This is a genomic window from Streptomyces sp. NPDC101165, from assembly GCF_044768135.1.
Taxonomy (GTDB): Bacteria; Actinomycetota; Actinomycetes; order Streptomycetales; family Streptomycetaceae; genus Streptomyces.
Map to the genome: position 1 here is coordinate 348,555 of NZ_JBIWPG010000007.1, position 22,417 is coordinate 370,971.

Genomic DNA, 22,417 nt, shown 5'->3' on the forward strand with positions numbered 1-22,417 from the left:
GCGGGTGCAGGTCCGGGAGTCCGGGGCGGGTCGAGACGGTGGCGGTCACCGGGCTTCCGCCTTGCGCACCGGCACGCTCGTCACGCGGCGCCCCCGGCGGCCGCGCCTCCCGCGAACCGGGCCGCGACGCAGGAGGGCGGGAGGTTCGGCGGTGCCTCGGACAGCCTGATGTGAATCAGGCCGTCCTCGATCAGGACATGGTGGGTGCGCACGGGAAGCCTGGCCGGTGGCGCGTCCACGCTGCCGGTGCGCAGATCGAACTTCGAGGCGTGCAGCGGGCATTCGACCTCGCAGCCCTCCAGCCAGCCGTCGGCGAGCGAGGCGTCCTGGTGGGTGCAGGTGTCGTCGATGGCGTAGATCTCGCCGCCCTCGGTGTGGAACACGGCCACGGGAGGGTCGGACTCGACCCGGAGGGCCTCGCCTCTCGGCAGATCGGCGAGACGGCACACGGGAATCATGATGACCCTCTCGCTGCACAGGCGTGTTCCGCGGCGGCGTCCAGCAGCCAGTCGGCCAGGTAGCCGGCGAAGGAGGAGCGCACCAGTACCCAGAAGCCGGCCCTGGTCTCGTCGCGGGCGACGAGGACGACCTGGGCGCGGGCCAGCGTCGTCTGCGCGCAGCGACCCGGTCCGAAGGCGCGCGGGTGGAGGTCCAGCGGGCAGCCGTGGGAGAGCAGGTCGCGGGCGCGGGGGCCGCCGACGAGGAGGGTGGTGCGCTGGGCGGAGACGTCGGTGACGGAGACGGGTTCGTCGCCGGCCGCCGCACGGATCCGGCTCTCCAGGTCCCGCTCGGTGCCGGGCCGGCCCACGACCAGCCATTCGTCGGGGCCGAGCCACACCGCGGTCACGTCGCCCGCGTGCACGACGGTGTTGGGTTCCAGGGGCAGTTGGAGTCCCAGGACCAGCCCGACGGCGTCCGCCGCCGGGCTCTTGGCATCGAGACGGACGTTCACCTGGGCCAGGAAGGGGAGTTCGGCCAGGCGGATCGCGCCCCGGGAGGAGCGCGTCACGGCGGCCAGGCGGTGCGCGGCGTCCGCCATGGGGCTGCGCTGCCATGCGGTCTGGGCGGTGTCAGCCATCGCGGCGGGCTCCCTCGGGGTCGTAGAGGACAGGGCTTGCGACGGTCACCGGCAGCAGCCGGTCGGCGACGGGCGCGTAGAGGCGTTCGCCGATGCGGTCCCGGCCCCCCCTGACGAGGGCGAGCGCGAAGGTCCGGCCGAGCGCCGCGCTGCGGTAGCTGGAGGTGACGTGGCCGAGCATCGGGACGGGTGGGGCGGGCAGCTCGCTCTCGGCGACCAGCTGCGTGCCCTCGGGGAGGAAGGCGCCGGGATCGTCCGGGAGCAGGGCGACCAGGTGCTTGCGGTCGGGGCGGACGGTGTCGGCTCGGGCGTAGGAGCGCTTGCCGATGAAGTCGGGCTTCTTCTTCGACACCGCCCAGCTCATACCGAGGTCCTGCGGGGTGACGGTGCCGTCCGTGTCCTGACCGATGATCGGGTAGCCCTTCTCCGCGCGCAGGACGTGCATGGTCTCGGTGCCGTACGGGGTGATGCCGTACGGGGCGCCTGCCCGGTACAACGCCTCCCACAGGGCGAGGGCGTCCCAGGGCGACACGTTGATCTCGTAGGCGAGTTCCCCGGAGAAGCTGATCCGGCACACGCGCGCGTCGATGCCGGCGACGGCCGTCTCCCGCCATGCCATGAAGGGGAAGTCCTCATTGTCCACTGCGAGTCGAGGCGCGAGAGAACCAAGGACCTCACGGGACCGGGGGCCGACCAGGGCCACGGTGGCCCACTGCTCGGTGACGGAGGTGCAGTGCACCCGCAGTTCGGGCCACTCGGTCTGCAGCCACTCCTCCATCCAGTCCAGGACGGCCGCCGCGTTGCCGGTCGTGGTGGTGACCAGGAACCGGTCCTGGGCGAGCCGGATGACCGTGCCGTCGTCGAACACCATCCCGTCCGGGCGGCACATGACGCCGTAGCGGATCATGCCGACCTTCAGGGTGCCCATCATGTTCGTGTAGAGCCGGTCGAGGAGGAGCGCGGCGTCCGGGCCCTGCACATCGATCTTGCCGAGTGTGGAGGCGTCCATGAAGGCCACGCCCTCACGGGCGGCCCGGCACTCGCGCAGCACGGCGGTCTCCATGTCCTCGCCGTCCTGCGGGTAGTACCAGGGCCGCTTCCACTGGCCGACGTTCTCGAAGAGGGCGCCGTGCTCGACATGCCAGCCGTGCAGGGTGGTCGTGCGGATCGGGTCGTGCAGCGCGCCGCGGTCGCGGCCGGCGAGGGTGGCGAAGGAGACGGGCGTGTACGGCGGCCGGAAGGTGGGCAGGCCGAGCGCCGAGACGTCCACGCCGAGGAGTTCGGCGACGACCCCGCTCGCCAGGACGCCCCCGGTCCGGCCCTGGTCGTTGGCGGTGCCCGCCGTGGTGTAGCGCTTGGTGTGCTCCACCGAGCGCAGGCCCGCTCCGGTCGCCCGCGCGAGGTCGTCGACCGTGACGTCGCGCTGGAGGTCGACGAACCGGGGGGCGCCGGTGGCGGTCGGGACGGTGAAGACCTGCATGGGCGGGGTGTGCGGCTGAGCTGCGACGGCGGGAAGGGCGGGTGTCTCCGCGGTGTACCCCTCCGCCTCGACCGCGCGGGCGCCGGCGGCCGCGCCCTGCGCGAGGGTCGTGGCGAGGTCGAAGGCCCCGTTCGCGCTGCCCGCGACCTCCACCGCCTGACGGCAGCTGTCGGGCACGAACGTGCCGAGCACGGCGTCGTGGCGGAGCTTGCCGCCCGCCTGGCTGAAGAGGTGCGCGACCGGGTTCCAGCCGCCGGAGACCAGGAGCAGGTCGACGGCGAACTCCCGCTGCCCGGCGGTGTCCCCGTAGGGGGCGACGGTCACGGCGGTGAGACGGTCCACGCCCTCCGTGCCGGTGACCGCGTGTCCGGCCAGGACCTCGATCCCGGCGGCCCGGGCACGCTCGGCCCACTCCCCCGGCTCGGGCCGGGTGTCGACGATCGCCGCGATGCCCACTCCGGCCGCCGCCAGGTCGAGTGCGGCGGCGTAGGCGCTGTCGTTGGTGGTGAACACGACCGCGTGCCGGCCGGGCAGAACGGCGTACCGGTGGAGGTACGTCCGGGCCGAGGCGGCCAGCATCACGCCGGGGCGGTCGTTGTCGCCGAACGCCACTGAACGCTCGTGGGCGCCGGTGGCGAGGACGACGCGCCGGGCACGGATCCGCCAGACGCGCTCGCGGGAGACGTGCTCCGGGGCGTCGGCGCCGAGGTGGTTCGTACGGCGCTCCACCGCGAGGAGGTGGTTGTCGTCGTAGTGGCCGAAGACGGTGGTGCGGCGCAGGACGCGCACCTCGGGGGCGGCTTCGAGTCGGGCGCGGATCGCCGCCACCCAGTCGGCGTGTTCGCCGGTGCCGAGCAGGCTGCCGCCGGGCTCCGGCTGGTCGTCGGCGAGGATGACGCGTGCACCGCTGGTCGCCGCCGTTGCCGCCGCCGCGAGGCCCGCCGGGCCCGCGCCGACGACCAGGAGGTCGCAGTGGGCGTGTACGGCGTCGTAGCGGGCGGGATCCGGTTCGGTGGCGAGGCGTCCCTGGCCCGGGAGGCTGCTCGCGACCAGGCCGTCGTACAGCTCGACGGTGGTGGCGGGGAGCATGGGCTCGGGGAAGGGGGCCTCGATCTGGACGACCGCGTTGGGTTCCTCGACGCCGGCGGAGAGGATTCCTCTCGGGCGGCCGAGTTTGATGCTGGTGGCGGCTTGGATCACGCCGTTGGCGAGGAGCGCCGAGGCGAGGGTGTCGCCTCGGTGGCCCTGGTATTCGGTGCCGTCGAAGGTGAAGGTGAGGGGGGTGGTGCGGTCGATTCGGCCGCCGGTGGCGGTGCGGAAGGGATGGTCGCCCCCGCCGCCCCTGCCCGTCACGTCCTCCAGGGTCGCTGCCCCTTCGGCCCCGCCAGGGGGCTCCGCTCCCTGGACCCCCGTCAGCCCTGAAACGGCCTCGTCCTCAAACGCCGGACCGGCTGACAGAGACGGAGTCGGCTGCGAAGCGGCCGCAGGTCGCTCCACCGTCTCCGGGCGCGGCTCGCCCGTGCGGTACACCGTCAGGATCTCGTTCGTCGCCGTGTTCCGTACCGCGTTGAACCACCTGCGGCAGCCCGCCGCGTGGCTCCAGCGCTCGGCGAAGGGGCCCTTGGGGTTGTCGCGGAAGAAGAGGTAGCGCGCCCACTCCTCGTCGGTGAGGGCCGCGGGGTCCTCGGGGTAGGGGACGTGGGCCTGGCCGCCGTAGTGGAACTCGGCCTCGTCGCGGGGCCCGCACCACGGGCAGGGGATGAGCAGCATGGTTCGGCTCCCTAGTGGGCCACCGCGGCCGCGCCGTGCTCGTCGACGAGCGCGCCGGTGGTGAAACGGTCGAGCGAGAAGGGGGCGTTCAGGGCGTGCGGGGTGTCGTGCGCGATGGTGTGGGCGTAGACCCAGCCGACGCCCGGGGTGGCCTTGAAGCCGCCGGTTCCCCAGCCGCAGTTGAGGTAGAGGTTGTCGACCGGGGTGAGGCCGACGATGGGTGAGGCGTCCGGGCTGACGTCGACGATGCCGCCCCAGGTGCGCAGCACATGAGCGCGGGCGAAGACCGGGAAGAGTTCCAGGGCGGCGGACATCTGTTCCTCGATGATGTGGAACGCGCCGCGCTGGGTGTAGGAGTTGTACGCGTCGATGCCCGCGCCCATCACCAGCTCGCCCTTGTGTGCCTGGCTGACGTACACGTGCACCGCGTTGGACATGACGACGGTGGGATGCACCGGCTCCAGCAGCTCCGACACCAGGGCCTGCAACGGGTGGCTCTGCAGGGGGAGTTCGATGCCCGCCATGGCGGCGAGGACCGAGGTGTGGCCGGCCGAGCAGAGGGCCACCTTGCCCGCAGCGATGGGGCCGCGCGTGGTCTGGACGCCGACCACCCGGCCGTCGGCCACGTCCAGGCCGGTGACCTCGCAGTTCTGGATGATGTCGATGCCGGCGGCGTCAGCGGAGCGGGCGAAGCCCCAGGCCACGTAGTCGTGCTTGGCGATGCCGGCGCGCGGCTGGTAGGTGGCACCCAGGACCGGGTAGCGGACGTCGGGTGAGATGTTGACGATCGGGCAGACCTCTTTGACCTGCCCGGCGTCGAGCCATTCGGCGTCCACGCCGTTGAGCCGGTTGGCCTCGACCCGGCGCACGCTGTCGCGGACGTCCTGCAGGCTGTGGGCGAGGTTCAGCACGCCGCGCTGGGAGAAGAGGATCGGGTAGTCGAGCTCCTCCTCCAGTCCCTCCCACAGTCCGAGGGCGTGCTCGTAGATGCCGGCGCTCTCGTCCCACAGGTAGTTGGAGCGGATGATCGTGGTGTTGCGGGCCATGTTGCCGCCCGCGAGCCAGCCCTTCTCCAGGACCGCGACGTTGGTGATGCCGTGGTTCTTCGCCAGGTAGTGCGCGGTGGCCAGGCCGTGTCCGCCACCGCCGACGATCACCACGTCGTACGACCGCTTGGGCTCGGGATCGCGCCAGAGCCAGTCGGGGTGGTCGGGCAGGTCGGCCCCGGGGGTGCGCAGGCTCATCGGACGTCTCCTGAGGGACCGGAAAGGTGCGGGTAGAGCGGGTGCCTGCCGGCCAGCGCCTCCGTGCGGGCGCGCAGGGCGGGCACGTCCGGCTCGGGCTGGAGGGCCCGTGCGATCACGTCGGCGACCTCGGCGAAGTCCTCCTCGGTGAAGCCGCGGGTGGCCAGTGCCGGGGTGCCGATGCGCAGGCCGGAGGTGACCATGGGCGGGCGTGGGTCGAAGGGGACGGCGTTGCGGTTGACCGTGATGCCGATCTCGTGGAGGAGGTCCTCCGCCTGTCGGCCGTCCAGCTCCGAGTCCCGCAGGTCGACCAGGACGAGGTGGACGTCGGTGCCGCCGGTCAGCACCTTCACTCCGGCCGCTGCCGCGTCGGGCCGGGTGAGGCGCTCGGCGAGGATGCGGGCGCCCACGAGCGTTCGGGCCTGGCGGTCGGCGAACTCGGGCGATGCCGCGACCTTGAAGGAGACGGCCTTCGCGGCGATGACGTGCTCCAGCGGGCCGCCCTGCATCCCGGGGAACACCGCCGAGTTGAGCTTCTTGGCGAGGTCGGCGTCGTTGGTCAGGATGACTCCGCCGCGGGGCCCGCCGAGGGTCTTGTGCGTGGTGGTGGTGACAACGTGGGCGTGCGGGACGGGGCTGGGGTGCAGTCCGGCGGCGACCAGTCCCGCGAAGTGCGCCATGTCGACCATGAGGAGGGCACCGACCTCGTCGGCGATACGGCGGAAGGCCGCGAAGTCCAGCTGCCTCGGGTACGCCGACCAGCCCGCGATGATCATCTTGGGCCGGTGCTCCTTGGCCAGCCGCTCCACCTCGCCCATGTCCACGAGGTTGTCCGCCTGGGAGACGTGGTACGGCACGACGTTGAGCATCTTGCCGCTGTAGTTGATCCGCATGCCGTGGGTGAGGTGGCCGCCGTGCGCGAGGTCCAGGCCGAGGACGGTGTCGCCGGGCTGCAGCAGGGCGAAGAAGACGGCGGTGTTGGCCTGGGCGCCCGAGTGCGGCTGGACGTTGGCGAAGCCCGCGCCGAAGAGGGACTTGACGCGCTCGATCGCCAACCGCTCGGTGACGTCGACGTGTTCGCAGCCGCCGTAGTAGCGGCGGCCGGGATAGCCCTCGGCGTACTTGTTGGTCGCGACCGAGCCCTGCGCCTCCATCACGGCGGTGGGCGCGAAGTTCTCGGAGGCGATCATTTCCAGGGTGGACTGCTGGCGGTGCAGCTCGGCGCGGAGCGCGGTGTGGACCTCAGGGTCCAGCTCGGCCAGCGGGGTGTTCAGCGCGTTCATACGGGGTTCGCGTTCCTCTCGGCGGCCTCGACGACGTTGGCGAGCAGCATCGCCCGGGTCATGGGTCCCACTCCCCCGGGCATGGGCGCGACCCATCCGGCGACCTGGGCGGCCTCCGGGTGGACGTCGCCGACTAGCCCGTGCTCGGTGCGGGTGATGCCGACGTCCAGGACGGCCGCGCCGGGGCGCAGCATGTCCGGGGTGATCAGTCCGGGCGAGCCGGCCGCCGCGACGACGATGTCCGCCTCGCGTACGTGCCAGGCCAGGCCCTTGGTTCCGGTGTGGCACAGGGTGACGGTGGCGTTCTCGGAGCGGCGGGTGAGCAGCAGTCCGATCGGCCGCCCCACGGTGATGCCCCGGCCGACCACGCACACGCGTGCTCCGGCCAGCGGGACCTCGTGGCGGCGCAGCAGTTCGACGATGCCGCGGGGGGTGCAGGGCAGTGGGGCGTCGACGCCGAGGACGAGCCGGCCGAGGTTGACCGGGTGCAGGCCGTCGGCGTCCTTGGCGGGGTCCATGCGCTCCAGTACGGCATTGGCGTCCAGATGGCGCGGGAGCGGCAGTTGGACGATGTAGCCGGTGCAGGCCGGGTCGGCGTTGAGTTCGTCGATGACGTCCTCGACCTGCTGCTGGGTGGCGTCGGCGGGCAGCTCGCGGCGCAGAGAGGCGATGCCGACCTGCTTGCAGTCGCGGTGCTTCCCGGCGACGTAGGCGTGGCTGCCGGGGTCGTTGCCGACCAGGACGGTGCCGAGGCCGGGCTGCCGTCCGGTGGCGGCGATCACCTTGGCCACGCGCTCGGCGAGTTCACGACGGACGGCGGCGGCGGTCGCCCTGCCGTCGAGGAGTTGTGCGGTCACCGGCGGTTCTCCTTCTCCACGGTCAGCCACGGAGGCGGGACATGGTGGGGTCGAACAGGGGCTCCTCGGCGACGGTCGCCTCGACGCGCTGGTCGAAGTAGCCGATGTGCACCGTGGTACCGGGGGTGGCCAGCTCCGCCGGGAGCCAGGCGTAGGCGACGCCCTTGCCGACGGTGTAGCCGTAGGCGGCGCTGGTCACGTAGCCGACGGCGCGATCTCCGTCGTAGACCGGCTCCTTGCCCATGACCACCGCTCGCGGGTCGTCGATGGTGAGGCAGCTCAGCCTGCGCCGCACGTCGGCCTTGCGGCGCTCCAGTGCGGCCTTGCCGACGAAGTCGCCCTTGTCGAGCTTGACGGCGAAGCCGACGCCGGCCTCGTAGGGGTCGTGCTCGTAGGTCATGTCGGTGCCGAAGGAGCGGTAGCCCTTCTCCAGGCGGAGGCTGTTGAAGGCGCCGCGGCCGGCGATGATGCCGCCGAGCGGCTCGGCCGCCTGCCACAGGGTGTCCCAGAGCTTCGCTCCCTGGTCGGCGGTCGTGTAGAGCTCCCAGCCGAGTTCGCCGACGTAGGACAGCCGCATCGCGGTGACCGGCACCGAGCCGATGTAGGCGCGCTTGGCACGGAAGTACTTGAGGCCCTCGTTGGAGAAGTCCTCGTCGGTCAGCGGCTGCAGGACCTCGCGGGCGAGCGGGCCCCACAGGCCGATGCAGCAGGTGCCGGGGGTGATGTCGCGGACCTGGACCGTGCCGTCGACGGGCAGGTGACGGGTGAACCAGTCGAGGTCCAGGTTGCCGTTGGCGCCGACCTGGAAGAGGTCACGGGCGAGGCGGGCGACGGTGATGTCGCTGCGGATGCCGCCGTCGTGGTCCAGGAGCAGGGTGTACGTCACCGAGCCGACGGACTTGGCGACCTTGCCGGTGGCCAGGCTCTCCAGGAAGTCGGCGGCACCGGGGCCGCTGACCTCCAGGCGCTTGAGGGCCGTCATGTCGTACAGGGCTACGGTCTCGCGGGTGACCTGGGCCTCGGCGCCGACGATGGGCGACCAGTAGCGGGCGGCCCAGTCGTTAGGGGTGGGGATGGCGCGGCCTTCGACCAGCCCGGCGTTGGCCTCGTACCACTGGGGCCGCTCCCAGCCGTTCGCCTCCAGGAAGAAGGCGCCGTGTTCCTGCTGGCGGGCGTAGAAGGGGCTGGTGCGGATCGGGCGCGGCTTCCCGCTCGGCTGGAGGGGGTGGAGGATGTCGTAGACCTCGACGAAGTTCTGGCAGTCGCGGGCCAGGACGTACTCCGGGGAGAGCTGGTGCGGCTCGAAGCGGTTGACGTCGCACTCGTGCAGGTCGAAGGAGGAGCAGTAGCCGTCGACCAGCCATTCGGCGACGGCCCGGCCGACGCCCGCGGAGTGGGTGACCCACACGGCCTCGGCGACCCAGAAGCCCTGGACGTCCTGGGACTCGCCGAGCAGCGGGTAGCCGTCGGTGGTGAAGGAGAACAGGCCGTTGATGCCCTCCTCGACCTTGGCCTCGCGGGTCGCGGGAAGCAGCGACCGGGTCTCGGTCCAGGCGTCCTCGAAGTCCGCCTCGGTGAACTTCAGGACCGAGGGCATCTGTTCGGCCTCGTCCACGGAGAGGATGTCGTCGGCGGAGACGGGCATGGGGCGGTGGCCGTAGTAGCCGATACCGAGGCCGTCGAAGCGGTCGCGGTAGTAGAGGTCGGCGTCCTGGTGGCGCAGGATCGGGCGCACCGCCTCCTCGGTCTGGCCGGCGAGGGCGGGGACCGGGCCGGTCCAGGCGAGCTGGTGGGCGAGCGGGGTGAGCGGCAGGTTCATCCCGACCATGCGGGCGATCTTCGGTCCCCAGATGCCGGCGCAGCACACGACGATGTCGGCGGGGATCTCGCCCTGGTCGGTCACCACGCCGGTGACACGGCCCTCGCTCTGCCGCACGTCGAGGACCTCGTGGCGGGCGAGGAAGCGCACACCGCGCTCGGTGGCCCGGCGGATCTGGGCCTCGACGGCGAGGACGGCCTTGGCGAGGCCGTCGGTGGGGACGAGGAGACCGCCGAGGACCTTGTCGCGGTCGACCAGCGGGTGCTGCTCCACGCACTCGTCGGGGGTCAGCAGGCGCGACTCGATGCCCCAGGCGGCGATCCAGCCGTGGCGGCGCCGGAGTTCGGTGAGGCGCTCGGGGCTGGTGGCCACTTCGAGGCCGCCGACCTGGAGGAAGCAGGGCTTGCCGTCGACGTCGAGGGAGCAGAACTTCTCGACGGTGTAGCGCGCCAGCTCGGTCATGGTCTTCGAGGGGTTCGTCTGGAAGACCAGGCCCGGCGCGTGCGAGGAGGATCCCCCCGTGGCCGGGAGGGGGCCCTGATCGACGACGGTCACCTCGGTCCAGCCGCGTGCGGAGATCTCGTCCGCCAGGGCCGCTCCCACGACGCCCGCTCCGATGATGACCACTCGGGGTCCCGCCATCGCCCAACCTCCGAACATTGAGACCGGTGCAGTTGCTTTCTCCGCAACTTGGTTCAGGTTGCGCAACTCAATGTGCCTGTCCCGGAAGGGGGTGTCAAGGGGTCCGTGACGTCGGAGAACGGCCCGAAACACGCCCCCGGACACGGCAATGCCCGGCGGGCGGCGCGCACCTGCACGCACCGCCCGCCGGGCATGTCCGACCCGTCTTGCCGACTCGGCCTACTTGATCCAGGCGTCCACCTTGTCCTTGTTGGCGTCGACCCACTTCTTCGCCGCCGCCTCGTCGGACATCTTGTCCTGGGCGATGTACTTGGCGACCTCGTTCTGGTCGTCGTTCGTCCAGTTGAAGTTCTTCACCAGGTTGTAGGCGGGGCTGCCGGACTTGGCGAACTTCGCGCTGACGATCTTGTTCAGGTCGTACACGGGATAGTCGCAGGCGACCTTCTCGGCGACGGCGTCACAGCCCGTCGTGTACTTCGGCAGGGAGACCTTCTTCAGCGGGACCTCGGACAGGAACCACTGCGGCTCGTAGAAGTAGCCGATCACCCACTGCTTGTTCTTCTCGGCGGTGCGGAAGGCCTGGATGAGCGCGGTCTCGCTGCCCGCGTACACCACCTTGAAGTTCAGCTTCAGGTTCTTCACCAGCGCCGCGTCGTTGGTGACGTACGACGGGTCGCCGTCCAGGAGCTGGCCCTTGCCGCCCGACTCGGAGGTCTTGAAGTGGGACGCGTACTTGTTGAGGTTCTTCGAGTCGAGGATGTCGGGGTGCGCCTTGGCCAGCCACGGCGGCACGTACCAGCCGATGATGCCCTTGTTCCCGGTCTGGCCGGCGTCGACGGCGGTCTTCTGCTCGGTGATGTACTTCTTCTTCAGATCGTCGTGGCCCCAGTTCTCCAGGACGGCGTCGACCTCGCCCGTCCCGAAGCCCTGCCAGGCGATCTCCTCCTTGAGGTTCTTCTTGGTGACCTTGCAACCGAGGTTGTGCTCGGCCACGTACGCGACGACCGCCGCGTCCGCCTCGTAGCCCACCCACGGGTTGACCGCGAGGTTGAACGTGCCGCACTTGCCGGAGCTGCCGGCGTTGTCCGAACCCGAGGAGGTGTCGCCGACCTTCGCCCCACCGCAGGCGGTGAGCGTGAGGCCGAGGACGGCCAGGCCGGCCGCGCCGGCTCGCCAGTGTCTTGCCATGGTGTCGTGCTCCTTAAGCGCTCGCGCGTCGCGCCGCTGCCTGAGTGATCCGGTCGAACATGACTCCGAGCAGTACGATGGCGAGTCCCGCCGCCAGCCCCTTGCCGTACAGCTCTCCCTGCGAGAATCCGGCCACGACGTCGTAGCCGAGGGCGCCTGCTCCCACCAGGCCGCCCACCACAACCATCGACAGCACGTAGATCAGGCCCTGGTTGGTCGCGAGCGTCAGGGCACTGCGTGACATCGGCAGTTGGACCTTGGTGATGATCTGCCAGGTGTTGCACCCGGCGGAGGTGGCCGCCTCCACGGTGGTCTCGGGCACGGCCCGGATCCCGTCCGCGATGATCTTCATGGCCACGGGTGCCCCGTAGACGATCGCGGCGACGATGGCCGTGAATCGGCTGGCACCGAACAGGGCGAGGAACGGCACGAGGTAGACGAACGGCGGCATGACCTGGGCCGCGTCCAGGGTGGGCCGGATCAGCCGGTCCACCATCATGCTGCGCCCCATCCACACGCCGAAGACGATGCCGAGCACCATCACCAGCACCGTCGCGACGAGCGTCGAGGCCAGCGTGGTCATGGCGTCCGACCACAGGCCGGTGCCGACCAGCAGGCCCACGCACACCGCCGTGGTGACCCCGGCCTTCCAGCCGCCGAGCACCACGCCGAGCCCGACCAGCACCGCGCCGACGAGCCACCACGGGGAGTCCGTGAGCAGCGTCTGGAACGGGTTGAGCAGGCCGTTGGTGATGACGTCGCGGATGGCGTTGGTCAGGCCCGACAGGTTGTCCTGCGCCCAGTTGGTCGCGGTGTCCGCCGCGCTCGCGATGTGGCTGCCGACGGTGCCGTCGCCGGGGAAGTCGGCCGCCCACACGTAGGTGTGCGAGAGATAGACGAGGACCGCCGCGACCGCGGCACCGGCGCCCAGCAGGGGCCGCCGCCACTTCTCGAAGCCGTGCCCGGAGTTCCGTGCGTTCTCCTCGCGTGCGGCGGCCGCGGTCGTGACCCGGTCCAGGATGATCGCCATCACGACGATGGCGAGACCGGCGTTGAAGGCCGTGCCGACGTCGAGCGACTGCAGCGCCTGGATGACGACCGGGCCGAGGCCGGGCGCGTTGATCAGTGCCGCGATGGTCACCATGGCCAGGGCGGCCATGATGGTCTGGTTGACGCCCATCACCACGGTCCGCTTGGACATCGGCAGCAGGACCTTCAGCAGCGACTGGCGGCGCGTGGCGCCCAGTGAGTCGGCCGCCTCGACCGTGGTCGCCGGCACGTTCCGGATGGCGTGCGCGGTGATGCGGATCGCCGGCGGAGCCGCGTAGATCACGGTGGCGATGGTGGCGGAGGCCCCGCCGATGAGGAAGAACAGGGTCAGCGGTGCCAGGTAGACGAAGGTCGGCATCGTCTGCATGAAGTCCAGGAACGGCGTCATGATCCGGTTGAACCGGTCGGACAGCCCCGCCCACACCCCCAGCGGGATCGCGAACAGCAGCGCCACGAAGACCGCGGAGAGGGTCAGCGCCAGGGTGTCCATGCTCGGCTGCCACAGGCCCTGCAGCCCCATGAAGGTGAACCCGGCCACGGCCAGCAGCGCGACCCGCCAGTTGCCCATGGCCCAGGAGACGTAGCCGGCGAGGCCGACGACGCCGAGCCAGCCGATCTGCGGGACCGGACGGGCGCCGGAGGGCTGGGAGATCAGATGCTGGACGAAGGTCACCAGGTTGTCGATGACCAGCCGGATCTCGTTGAAGAAGTACAGGAAGAGCGGGTTGGAGTTGCGGTCGGCGCCGATGGAGTCGTTGACGTCGTTGAGCCACCGGTGCAGATCGGTGAGGTCGGCCGCCGCCAGGGACAGGGTCTCCTTGCCGCGCAGCACCGCGAACAGCACCAGCCAGACGACCACGATCGCGCCGACCACCATGGGCCGGCTGACCCTGCGTGTCGCTTGGGCGGGAGCGGCCGGCTCGGCCGTCCCTGTCTTCTCGGGTTTCTCGATGGCGACGGTCATCACGCGCCGCCTTCCCGCCCGGCGACCACGGAGAGGATCTCCTCGTCGCCGACGATGCCGAGCAGCTTGCCGTTCTCGACGACCTTGACCGGCCTGTCGGCCGCGAGGACGGCGCGGGTGGCCTCGCGCACCACGACGTCCGGCCCCAACTCGGGCCCGTCCAGGGCGTCGTCGGGCTCGGCGGGGCGCATGATCCACCGCAGGGTGAGGACGTCGCCGCGCGGCACGTCCTTGACGAACTCGCGTACGTAGTCGTCGGCGGGGGCGCCTACCAGTTCGTCGCCGGTGCCGCACTGGACCATCTTGCCGTCGCGCATGATCAGAATGCGGTCACCCAGCTTGAGTGCCTCGGAGAGGTCGTGGGTGATGAACACCATGGTCTTGCCGACCTCGTGGTGCAGCCGGATGACCTCGTTCTGCATGTCGCGGCGGATCAGCGGGTCGAGCGCGGAGAACGGCTCGTCGAAGAAGAGGACGTCCGGGTCGCCGGCGAGGGCCCGGGCGAGGCCGACGCGCTGCTGCATACCGCCGGAGAGCTGGTCGGGGTAGGAGTTCTCGTAGCCGGCGAGGCCCACGAGTTCGACGACCTCCAGGGCCCGCCTGGTGCGTTCGGCCTTGCTCATACCGCGGATCTCCAGGCCGAAGGCCACGTTGTCGACCACGCGGCGGTGCGGCAGCAGCCCGAAGTGCTGGAAGACCATGGAGAACTTGCGGCGGCGCAGCTCGCGCAGGCGCTTGTCGTCCGCCTCGCGGATGTCCTGGCCCTCGAAGACGACCTCACCGGCGGTGGGTTCGATCAACCGGGTCAGACATCGCACCAGCGTGGACTTGCCGGAGCCGGACAGTCCCATGACGACGAAGACCTCGCCCGGCGCCACCTCGAAGTTCACGTCGCGTACGGCTGCGGTGCATCCGGTGCGCTCCATGAGCTCGCGCCGGGAGAGACCGCACAGCTCCTCTGAGCCCGGTACCCGGTCGGCCTTCGGCCCGAACACCTTCCACAGATTGCGCACGGATATGACCGGAGTGGCGTCCGAGTCCTGGGGTGTGCCGCGCCGCTGCGGCACCTCGGTCTGTGTTGGGGTCACGATCGACCTCTTTTCGGCGTTCAGCCGCGGAACCAGTGCTGCGGCCGGGGGTGGATGTTCTGCCAGATGTGTTTGGGCTCTCGGTACTCGTTCAGGCCGGTCGGCCCCAGCTCCCGGCCCACGCCCGAGTGCCCGAAGCCACCCCATTCCGCTTGCGGCACGTAGGGGTGGTAGTCGTTGATCCACACCGTGCCGTGGCGCAGCCGCCGGGCGACCCGCTGGGCCTTTCCGGCGTCCTGGGTCCACACGGCTCCGGCGAGTCCGTACTCGGTGTCGTTGGCGATGCGTACGGCGTCGTCCTCGTCGGTGAAGCGCTCGACGGTGAGGACGGGGCCGAAGGACTCCTCGTGCACCACGCGCATGTCCTGCCGGCACTCGTCGAGGACGGTCGGCGGATAGTAGTGGCCGTTCGCGAGGGCGGGGTCGGCGGGCCGCTGCCCGCCACAGCGCAGTACGGCGCCCTCGGCGAGGCCGGCCGCGACGTACGCCTCGACCTTGTCCCGGTGCTGGGCGGAGATCAGCGCGCCGGTCTCGGCCTCGGGGTCGAAGGGGCCGCCGAGGCGGATCCGCTCGGCGCGGCGGACGATCTCGTCGACGAGGCGGTCGTGCAGGGAATCCTCGACGATCAGGCGGGCGCCGGCCGAGCAGACCTGCCCGGAGTGCAGGAAGACGGCCGTGAGGGCGAAGTCCACGGCCGTCTCGAAGTCGGCGTCCGCGAAGATCACGTTGGGGTTCTTGCCGCCGAGTTCCAGCGCCACCTTCTTCACGGTGGCGGCGGCGGTGGCCATGATCCGCTTGCCGGTCTCCAGGCCGCCGGTGAAGGAGACCATGTCGACGGCGGGGTGCTCGGAGAGCGGGGCGCCCACCTCGGGCCCGGTGCCCAGGACGAGGTTGGCGGCGCCGGGCGGGAGCCCGGCCTCCTCCAGCGCCTTCATCAGCAGGACGGAGCTGGAGGGGGTGAGCTCGCTCGGCTTGAGGACGATCGTGTTGCCCGCGAGCAGCGCCGGAGCGACCTTCCAACTGGCCTGCAGCAGCGGATAGTTCCACGGGGTGATCAGTCCGCACACGCCGACGGGCTCGTAGACCACGCGGCTGACGGCGTCGTCGCGGCCGGTGTCGATCACCCGGCCGGCATCGGTGCCGGCGAGCCCGCCGTAGTAGCGGAAGCAGGAGACGACGTCGGCGATGTCGTACTCGCTCTCCACCAGCCGCTTGCCGGTGTCCAGCGACTCGGCGCGGGCGAACTCCTTGGCGTCGCGCTCGATCAGGTCGGCGGTGCGCAGCAGCAGTGCGCCGCGCTCACGCTCGGGGGTACGCGGCCAGGGGCCGTCGTCGAAGGCGCGCCGGGCCGCGGCGATCGCCGCCTCGGTGTCGGGGCGGGTCGCCTCCGAGACCGTGGCGACCGCCGTGCCGTCCGCCGGACAACGGATCTCCCGGTGACCACCGGCCACCGCGGCACGCCATTCTCCGTCCACATACAGATCTGCCACTGCCGCGCCCTTCGAAAATTCGTTGCGCATTGTGCACTGTATTGCTTGTGGTGGAACACCCTGGCCGAATGTACGGACACCCGTCAAGGGGTCTGCATGTCCCGATTCGGCCACCGCAGCGGCGCTCCACCGGGGGTGTCAGCCGCCCAGCCGATGCAGCACCTTACGGCGCCAGCACTCCGTCTCGGCGATCTGGTTGAAGGTGAAGAGGTGCAGTCCGGCCACCCCCGCCGACGGCCGGGTGAGCTCTTCCGCGCCGCGAGCCAGCAGTCGCTCGGGGTCGTATCCACCGGGTGCCGCGAACCGCAGGAACCAGGAGGGGTGCCGGGCGAGAAAGCGGGTCGACTCCCCCACCCCGATCTTCGTCGCCATGGACAGCAGCTTCGCGCGCTGCACGGGCCCGGCGACGCCCACGTGCACGGGCAGTGTCACGTCGCGGCGCCGGATCCTGGCGATCCAGTCGCCGAGCGCGCGCGGGTCGAAGCACAGGTTGCTGACGACGTACGTGGCGTGCGCCCGCTTGTCCCACATCGACTGGATGGTGATGTCGTCGTGGATGAGCGGATGGCTCTCCGGATAGCCGGTGATCCCCAGGTCCGCGAAGGGGTTGCCCAGCTCGCTCAGCCTGCGCAGCACCGGCAGGGCACCGTCGTACGGCCCGGCCGGCGGGTCGGCGTCACCCGCGGGTACGAAGAGGTCGTCGACTCCCGCCGCCCGCAGCCGCTCGGTCACGTCCTTGAGGTGCGCGTCGTCCCGCAGCAGCCGCGCGGGGACGTGGGGGACGACGCGGTAGCCGTGCGCCGCGAGCCGCTCGGTGAGGCCGAGTGTCGGCTCCAGCCCCTTGACCGGCGACGCCGTGACCGTGACCACGACGTCGCGGGGCACATGGGCGAGGACCTTCTCCTCCGTCGCCCTCGCCGGCAGCACCTCGTAGCGGACGCGGGCGAGCAGCGCCCGCAGGGCCTCGGCGCCCACCGGCTACCCGGCCTGCTTCTGGGCGTCGCGGTGCCGGTAGTACGCGGCCTTGGACGGCGCCAACGGCTCCTTGCCGAGGATGAGGTCGGCCGCCTTCTCGGCGATCATCATCACCGGCGCGTAGATGTTGCCGTTGGTGACGTACGGCATCACCGACGCGTCCACCACGCGCAGTCCGTCCACGCCGTGCACGCGCATGCTCGTCGGGTCGACGACGGACATCTCGTCGGTGCCCATCTTGCAGGTGCAGGAGGGGTGCAGGGCGGTCTCGCCGTCCTTGGCGACCCAGTCGAGGATCTCCTCGTCCGTCGCCACGGACGGGCCGGGCGAGATCTCGCCGTCGTTGTAGGGGGCGAGCGCGGGCTGGTTGAGGAGGTTGCGGGCGACCCGGATCGCCTCGACCCACTCGCGGCGGTCCTGCTCGGTGGAGAGGTAGTTGAAGCGCAGCGCCGGGTGTTCGCGCGGGTCCTTGCTCTTGATCTTCACCGAGCCGAGGGCGTCGGAGTACATGGGACCCACATGGACCTGGTACCCGTGGCCGCCGGCGGGCACGGAGCCGTCGTAGCGGACCGCGATGGGCAGGAAGTGGAACATCAGGTTGGGGTAGTCCACGTCCTCGTTGCTGCGGCAGAAGCCGCCGGCCTCGAAGTGGTTCGTCGCGGCCGGTCCCTTGCGGAAGAGCCACTGCAGGCCGATGAAGGGGGCCCGCCACTTCGCCATGTACGGCTGCATGGAGACGGGCTGCTTGCAGGCGTACTGGATGTACACCTCCAGGTGGTCCTGCATGTTCTCGCCGACGCCCGGCAGGTCGTGGACGACGTCGATGCCGAGGGCGCGCAGTTCCTCGGCATTGCCGACGCCGGAGAGCTGCAGGAGCTGCGGGGAGTTGATCGCGCCGCCGCAGAGGATGACCTCCTTGGCCCGGACCTGCTGGAGGGCGCCCTTGCCGCGCTGGAACTCGACGCCCACGGCCTTCTTGCCCTCGAAGAGGACGCGGGTGACGAGGGCGCGCGTCTTCACGGTGAGGTTGGGACGCTTCCTGGCGGGCTTGAGGTACGCCTTCGACGCCGAAAGACGCCGACCGCGGTGGACATTGCGGTCAAACTTGGCGAAACCTTCCTGCCGATAGCCGTTGACGTCGTCCGTGGGCGCGTGGCCCGCCTCCTGGGTGGCCTCGAGGAAGGCGGAGAAGAGCGGGTTGGTGGCCGGGCCGCGTTCCAGGACGAGGGGGCCGTCATGGCCGCGGAACTCGTCGTCCGGGTCGGCGGCCAGGCAGTTCTCCATACGGCGGAAATACGGCAGGCAGTGGGCGTAGTCCCAGGTCGCCATGCCGGGGTCGGCCGCCCAGCGCTCGTAGTCCATCGGGTTGCCGCGCTGGAAGATCATGCCATTGATGCTGCTGGAGCCGCCGAGCACCTTGCCGCGCGCGTGGTAGACGCGCCGGCCGCCCATGTGGGGCTCGGGCTCGGACTCGTACTTCCAGTCGTAGAAGCGGCTGCCGATGGGATAGGTCAGCGCCGCGGGCATGTGGATGAACACGTCCCAGGGATAGTCGGGGCGGCCCGCCTCCAGCACGAGCACCCGGTTGCCGGGCTCGGCCGAGAGCCGGTTCGCAAGTGCGCTGCCGGCTGATCCACCACCGACGATGACGAAGTCGTAGTGCAGGAGAGCCATGGTGCCTCGTCTCGCTCGCGTCGTCGCTATGCGGGGATGCTAATACGAGTATCGCCATGCGCACCAGGTTGCGAACAACGCAACTTGTAAGATCTTTGTTCACACCGCGTTACTTGCAACTGCGTTGTTTACTGCGCGTATAGTTCCGCTATGAGCAACTACAGTCCGGAGACCGAAACGAACGGTTCACCGTCCGGCGGCGTGCAGTCCGTCGACCGGGCCATCAGCGTTCTGGAGATCCTCGCCCAGCGCGGCGAGGCGGGCGTGAGCGAGGTGGCCGCCGAGATCGATGTTCACAAGTCGACCGCGTTCCGTCTGCTCGGCGCCCTGGAGGCGCGCGGTCTCGTCGAGCAGGCGGGCGAGCGCGGCAAGTACCGGCTCGGCTTCGGCATCGTACGCCTGGCGGGCGCCGTGACGGGACGCATCGACATCACCCAGCAGAGCCGGCCCGTGTGCGAGCGCCTGGCCGAGGAGATCGGCGAAACGGTCAACATCGCGGTGATGCAGGAGCACTACGCGATCAACCTCTACCAGGTGCGTGGGCAGTCCGCCGTCACCGCGCACAACTGGGTCGGCCAGCTGACCCCCCTGCACGCCACCTCCAGCGGCAAGATCATGCTGGCCCATCTGCCGGCCCAGGACCGCGCCGCGGTGGTCACGGAGGCCGGCCTGAAGAAGCTGACCCCGCACACGATCTCCTCGAAGGCGAAGCTGGAGAAGAATCTCGCCGAGGCCCGGGAGCGCGGTTACGCCTGGACGCTGGAGGAGCTGGAGATCGGGCTGCACGCCATGGCCGCGCCGATCCGGGACCGGGAGGGCCAGGTCATCGCGTCGATCAGCGCCTCCGGGCCGTCGTACCGGTTCACCGAGGAGCGCATGCACGAACTGGCTCCGGTGCTGGTGAAGGGCGCCGAGGAGATCAGCCACCGCATGGGGTACCTGGGCTGAGCGCACACAGTACGACCGCTGTACGGCCCGCGTCCGCCCCCGCGCGGGCCACGGGCACCCTCCTCCGCCTCACTCCGGCTGCCGTGTACCGAGCCGCTCGTGCACCCAGTCGTGGAAGGCGCCGATGTGGTGCTCACTGGGCACCAGCACACCGCCCTTGGCGTACAGCCGTGAGCTCATGCCCGGCTGGGTGCGCTCGCAGGCGTCGAAGTCCTGGCGGTTGACCCGGTCGAAGAGTTCCACGGACCGGCCGACGTCCTTGCCGCTCTCCACCACGTGCGGGAGATAGAGCCAGTCACACTCGACGACGGTGCGGTCGACGGCGACCGGATACATCCGGTGGAAGATCACATGATCGGGCACCAGGTTGATGAACACCTGCGGCTTGACGGTGATCGCGTAGTACCGGCGGTCCTGGTCCTCGGAGACTCCGGGGATGCGGTCCAGCCCCTCGGTGCCGTCGACGGTGAAGCCCCGGACGTCCTCGCCGAACTCGGCTCCGTGGCCGACGTAGTACTGGGCGGCGTAGCCGTCGGCGAACTCGGGCAGCACCTCGGTGAGTTCGGGATGGATCGTGGCGCAGTGGTAGCACTCCATGAAGTTCTCGATGATGAGCTTCCAGTTCGCCTTGACGTCGTAGACGATCCGCCTGCCCACCGCGAGGTTGTCGATGTCGTAGCGCTCGATCGACTCGACGTCGCCCAGCCGCTCGACCACGGCCCCGATCACGTCCTGCTCGAAGGACGGCGGGTCCTCCGCGAGGCACACCCAGACGTAGCCGAGCCATTCGCGCACGGCCACACTCACCAGGCCGTACTCGGTGCGGCCGACGTCGGGCATCTTGGTGAGGTTGGGCGCCGCGACCAGCTTGCCGTCCAGGCCGTAGGTCCAGGCGTGGTACGGGCACTGGAAAGCCCGCTTGACCTCGCCGGAATCCTCGGTGCAGAGCTTGGCTCCGCGGTGCCGGCAGACGTTGAAATACGCACGGATCGAGTGGTCCCGGGCCCGGGTGACGAGGATGCTCTCACGGCCCACGTCGACGGTGCGGAAGGCGCCGGGCTTCGGCAGGTCCGCGGCGCGGGCGACGCAGAACCACATCGTCTCGAAGATGCGCTCCTGCTCCTGGGCGAAGATCCCCGGGTCCGTGTAGGCGGAGCCGGGCAGGGTGGCGATGAGGCTGTCCGGCAGGTTTGTCGAGGTCAACGCTGCACTCCTCGGGAAACGTCGTGGAAGGTTCAGTCACGTGCCGGGAAGAGCGACTTCCTATGAGTTGCACATGACGCAACTTCGAGTGTCATGTGCAACGCAGCATGGGAGGTCGCCGGCGCGGTGTCAAGATGCCGTGGCGGTGAACTGCTTGCGCCAGCGGGTGAACAGCCGCGGCTGGTTCATCCCGAGCGCGGCGACCGGCCGGCCCGCCCGCCGGTAGACGGCCAGGAAGCTGCGGTCGTCGGCCGAGCCCTCCTCGACCGTCACGCTGTCGGCTCCGGCGGCGTGACCGACGAACTGGATCTTCACGCCGTACTGGTCGGACCAGAAGTACGGCGGCCGTGGCACACCCGGTTCCGTGGCACCGTGCGCGAGCAGCGTGGCCACGGCGGCGTCGGGCCGCTCCAGCGCGCCGGTCCAGTGCTCGACCCTGCGGTGGATTCCGGTGCGCGGGTCGTACCAGTTGGCGCAGTCGCCCACGGCGACCACCCCGGCGACACTGGTGCGCCCGTCGGCGCCGCACTTCACGCCGTTGTCGAGCGCCACGCCGGACCCCTGAAGCCACTCGACACAGGGCCGCGCGCCGACCCCGACGACGACCGTGTCGGCGGGGACGGAGCGACCGTCCTCCAGCAGTACGGCATCGACCCTGTGTTCCCCGCTCAGCCCCTTCACCCCGACCCCGCACAGCAGTCGTACACCGTGGTCGGCGTGGAGGGCCGAGACGACCCGGCCCATCGCCTCGCCGAGCGGTCCGGCCAGCGGCGTCGGCGCTGCCTCGATCACGGTCACGTCGAGGCCGAGGGCGTACGCCGTGGAGGCCACCTCGGCGCCGATGAACCCGCCGCCGATCACCACCAGCCGTCCGCCGCGGGCGAGGTCGTCCCGCAGGGCGCGGGCGTCGTCGACGGTGCGCAGCACATGGACCCCGGCGAGCCCCTCGGTGCCGGGCAGGGTGCGGGCGGCGGCTCCGGTCGCGAGGACCACGCCGTCGGCGCGGATCTCGCGGCCGTCGGCGAGCCGGATCGCCCGCTCGGTGCGGTCGAGACCGGTGGCGCGGACCCCGAGCACCCACTCCGCCCGGAGTTCCTCGTCGTCCCGCTCCAGTGCCAGGTCCGCCTCGCCGAGCGCACCGGCCAGGAACTCCTTGGACAGCGGTGGCCTGTCGTACGGGCGGTGGGGCTCGTCGCCGATGACGACGAGCCGGCCGTCGTACCCGCGCTGCCGCAGTGAGCGCGCGGCCGACAGACCGGCCAGCGACGCGCCCACCACGGCGACGGTCCTCACGCGGGGCCTCCGGCGAGGCGGGCGGCGATGCACGGCGGCAGGTTGGGCGCGTCCGTGGACAGCCGGACGTAGACCGTCCCGTCCTCGACGACGACCTCGTGGGTGCGGACCGGGAGCTTGGCCGGGGGTGCGTCCACGGCTCCGGTCCTCAGGTCGAACTTGGAGGCGTGCAAGGGGCATTCGACCTCGCAGCCCTCCAGCCAGCCGTCGGCGAGCGAGGCGTCCTGGTGGGTGCACGTGTCGTCGATGGCGAAGAGCTCGCCGTCGTCGGTGTGGAACACCGACACGGGCGGGTCGATGTCGAGCCGATGGGCCTCGCCTCGCGGCAGATCCGCGAGCCGGCACGCGGGAATCATCATGACACCTCGGTG

Annotated in this window: 17 protein-coding genes; 1 reads left to right on the forward strand and 16 read right to left on the reverse strand. The window is 70.7% G+C overall.

Annotation, left to right across the window (positions count from 1 at the left end; genetic code table 11):
* Window positions 1-80: 80 nt before the first annotated feature.
* From ACIRVH_RS17600 to betA, 13 genes are all read right to left on the reverse strand, one after another.
* A complete protein-coding gene (locus ACIRVH_RS17600; protein ID WP_403953723.1) occupies window positions 81-458 on the reverse strand; it encodes a bifunctional 3-phenylpropionate/cinnamic acid dioxygenase ferredoxin subunit in 378 nt (125 codons plus the stop codon).
* A complete protein-coding gene (locus ACIRVH_RS17605) occupies window positions 455-1,078 on the reverse strand; it encodes a sarcosine oxidase subunit gamma (protein ID WP_403953725.1) in 624 nt (207 codons plus the stop codon). The genes ACIRVH_RS17600 and ACIRVH_RS17605 overlap by 4 nt, the downstream gene beginning before the upstream one ends.
* Window positions 1,071-4,328: a sarcosine oxidase subunit delta family protein gene (locus ACIRVH_RS17610; RefSeq protein WP_403953727.1), complete on the reverse strand. Its 3,258-nt coding sequence runs from the start codon at window positions 4,326-4,328 to the stop codon at window positions 1,071-1,073. The genes ACIRVH_RS17605 and ACIRVH_RS17610 overlap by 8 nt, the downstream gene beginning before the upstream one ends.
* Window positions 4,329-4,339: 11 nt before the next feature.
* A complete protein-coding gene (locus ACIRVH_RS17615; protein ID WP_403953730.1) occupies window positions 4,340-5,572 on the reverse strand; it encodes a sarcosine oxidase subunit beta family protein in 1,233 nt (410 codons plus the stop codon).
* A complete protein-coding gene (gene glyA / locus ACIRVH_RS17620; protein ID WP_403953732.1) occupies window positions 5,569-6,855 on the reverse strand; it encodes a serine hydroxymethyltransferase in 1,287 nt (428 codons plus the stop codon). The genes ACIRVH_RS17615 and glyA overlap by 4 nt, the downstream gene beginning before the upstream one ends.
* Window positions 6,852-7,712 carry a bifunctional methylenetetrahydrofolate dehydrogenase/methenyltetrahydrofolate cyclohydrolase gene (locus ACIRVH_RS17625; RefSeq protein WP_403953734.1) on the reverse strand — a complete coding sequence of 287 codons (861 nt, stop codon included), beginning with the start codon at window positions 7,710-7,712 and terminating at the stop codon, window positions 6,852-6,854. Before ACIRVH_RS17625 ends, glyA begins: the two co-directional genes overlap by 4 nt.
* A gap of 22 nt (window positions 7,713-7,734) precedes the next feature.
* Entirely contained in the window at window positions 7,735-10,173 is a 2,439-nt protein-coding gene (locus ACIRVH_RS17630; protein WP_403953736.1) for an FAD-dependent oxidoreductase, read from the reverse strand.
* 219 nt (window positions 10,174-10,392) lie between these two features.
* The gene (locus tag ACIRVH_RS17635; RefSeq protein WP_403953739.1) at window positions 10,393-11,361 is read right to left on the reverse strand and encodes an ABC transporter substrate-binding protein; all 969 of its coding nucleotides are present in this window, start codon (window positions 11,359-11,361) and stop codon (window positions 10,393-10,395) included.
* 13 nt (window positions 11,362-11,374) lie between these two features.
* Window positions 11,375-13,375 (reverse strand): ABC transporter permease, encoded by a 2,001-nt coding sequence (locus ACIRVH_RS17640; protein WP_403953741.1) that lies wholly within the window; start codon window positions 13,373-13,375, stop codon window positions 11,375-11,377.
* The gene (locus ACIRVH_RS17645) at window positions 13,375-14,463 is read right to left on the reverse strand and encodes a glycine betaine/L-proline ABC transporter ATP-binding protein (protein WP_403953743.1); all 1,089 of its coding nucleotides are present in this window, start codon (window positions 14,461-14,463) and stop codon (window positions 13,375-13,377) included. Before ACIRVH_RS17645 ends, ACIRVH_RS17640 begins: the two co-directional genes overlap by 1 nt.
* A gap of 20 nt (window positions 14,464-14,483) precedes the next feature.
* Window positions 14,484-15,953, reverse strand: coding sequence for an aldehyde dehydrogenase family protein (locus ACIRVH_RS17650; protein ID WP_403953746.1), 1,470 nt, complete (start codon window positions 15,951-15,953; stop codon window positions 14,484-14,486).
* Window positions 15,954-16,091: 138 nt separating this feature from the next.
* Window positions 16,092-16,928: a 5,10-methylenetetrahydrofolate reductase gene (locus tag ACIRVH_RS17655; RefSeq protein WP_403953749.1), complete on the reverse strand. Its 837-nt coding sequence runs from the start codon at window positions 16,926-16,928 to the stop codon at window positions 16,092-16,094.
* 3 nt (window positions 16,929-16,931) lie between these two features.
* Entirely contained in the window at window positions 16,932-18,602 is a 1,671-nt protein-coding gene (gene betA / locus ACIRVH_RS17660; RefSeq protein WP_403953752.1) for a choline dehydrogenase, read from the reverse strand.
* A gap of 150 nt (window positions 18,603-18,752) precedes the next feature.
* Between betA and ACIRVH_RS17665 the strand changes: the two genes are divergently transcribed.
* On the forward strand, window positions 18,753-19,550 hold the full coding sequence (locus tag ACIRVH_RS17665; RefSeq protein WP_403953754.1) for an IclR family transcriptional regulator: 798 nt from the start codon (window positions 18,753-18,755) through the stop codon (window positions 19,548-19,550).
* Between the two features lie 69 nt (window positions 19,551-19,619).
* On the opposite strand, the gene ACIRVH_RS17670 is transcribed toward ACIRVH_RS17665, so the two are convergent.
* The 3 genes from ACIRVH_RS17670 to ACIRVH_RS17680 form a co-directional block, all read right to left on the reverse strand.
* The gene (locus ACIRVH_RS17670) at window positions 19,620-20,753 is read right to left on the reverse strand and encodes an aromatic ring-hydroxylating dioxygenase subunit alpha (protein ID WP_403953757.1); all 1,134 of its coding nucleotides are present in this window, start codon (window positions 20,751-20,753) and stop codon (window positions 19,620-19,622) included.
* Between the two features lie 129 nt (window positions 20,754-20,882).
* On the reverse strand, window positions 20,883-22,046 hold the full coding sequence (locus ACIRVH_RS17675; RefSeq protein WP_403953759.1) for an NAD(P)/FAD-dependent oxidoreductase: 1,164 nt from the start codon (window positions 22,044-22,046) through the stop codon (window positions 20,883-20,885).
* The gene (locus ACIRVH_RS17680; protein WP_361793748.1) at window positions 22,043-22,405 is read right to left on the reverse strand and encodes a bifunctional 3-phenylpropionate/cinnamic acid dioxygenase ferredoxin subunit; all 363 of its coding nucleotides are present in this window, start codon (window positions 22,403-22,405) and stop codon (window positions 22,043-22,045) included. The genes ACIRVH_RS17675 and ACIRVH_RS17680 overlap by 4 nt, the downstream gene beginning before the upstream one ends.
* Window positions 22,406-22,417: the final 12 nt, after the last annotated feature.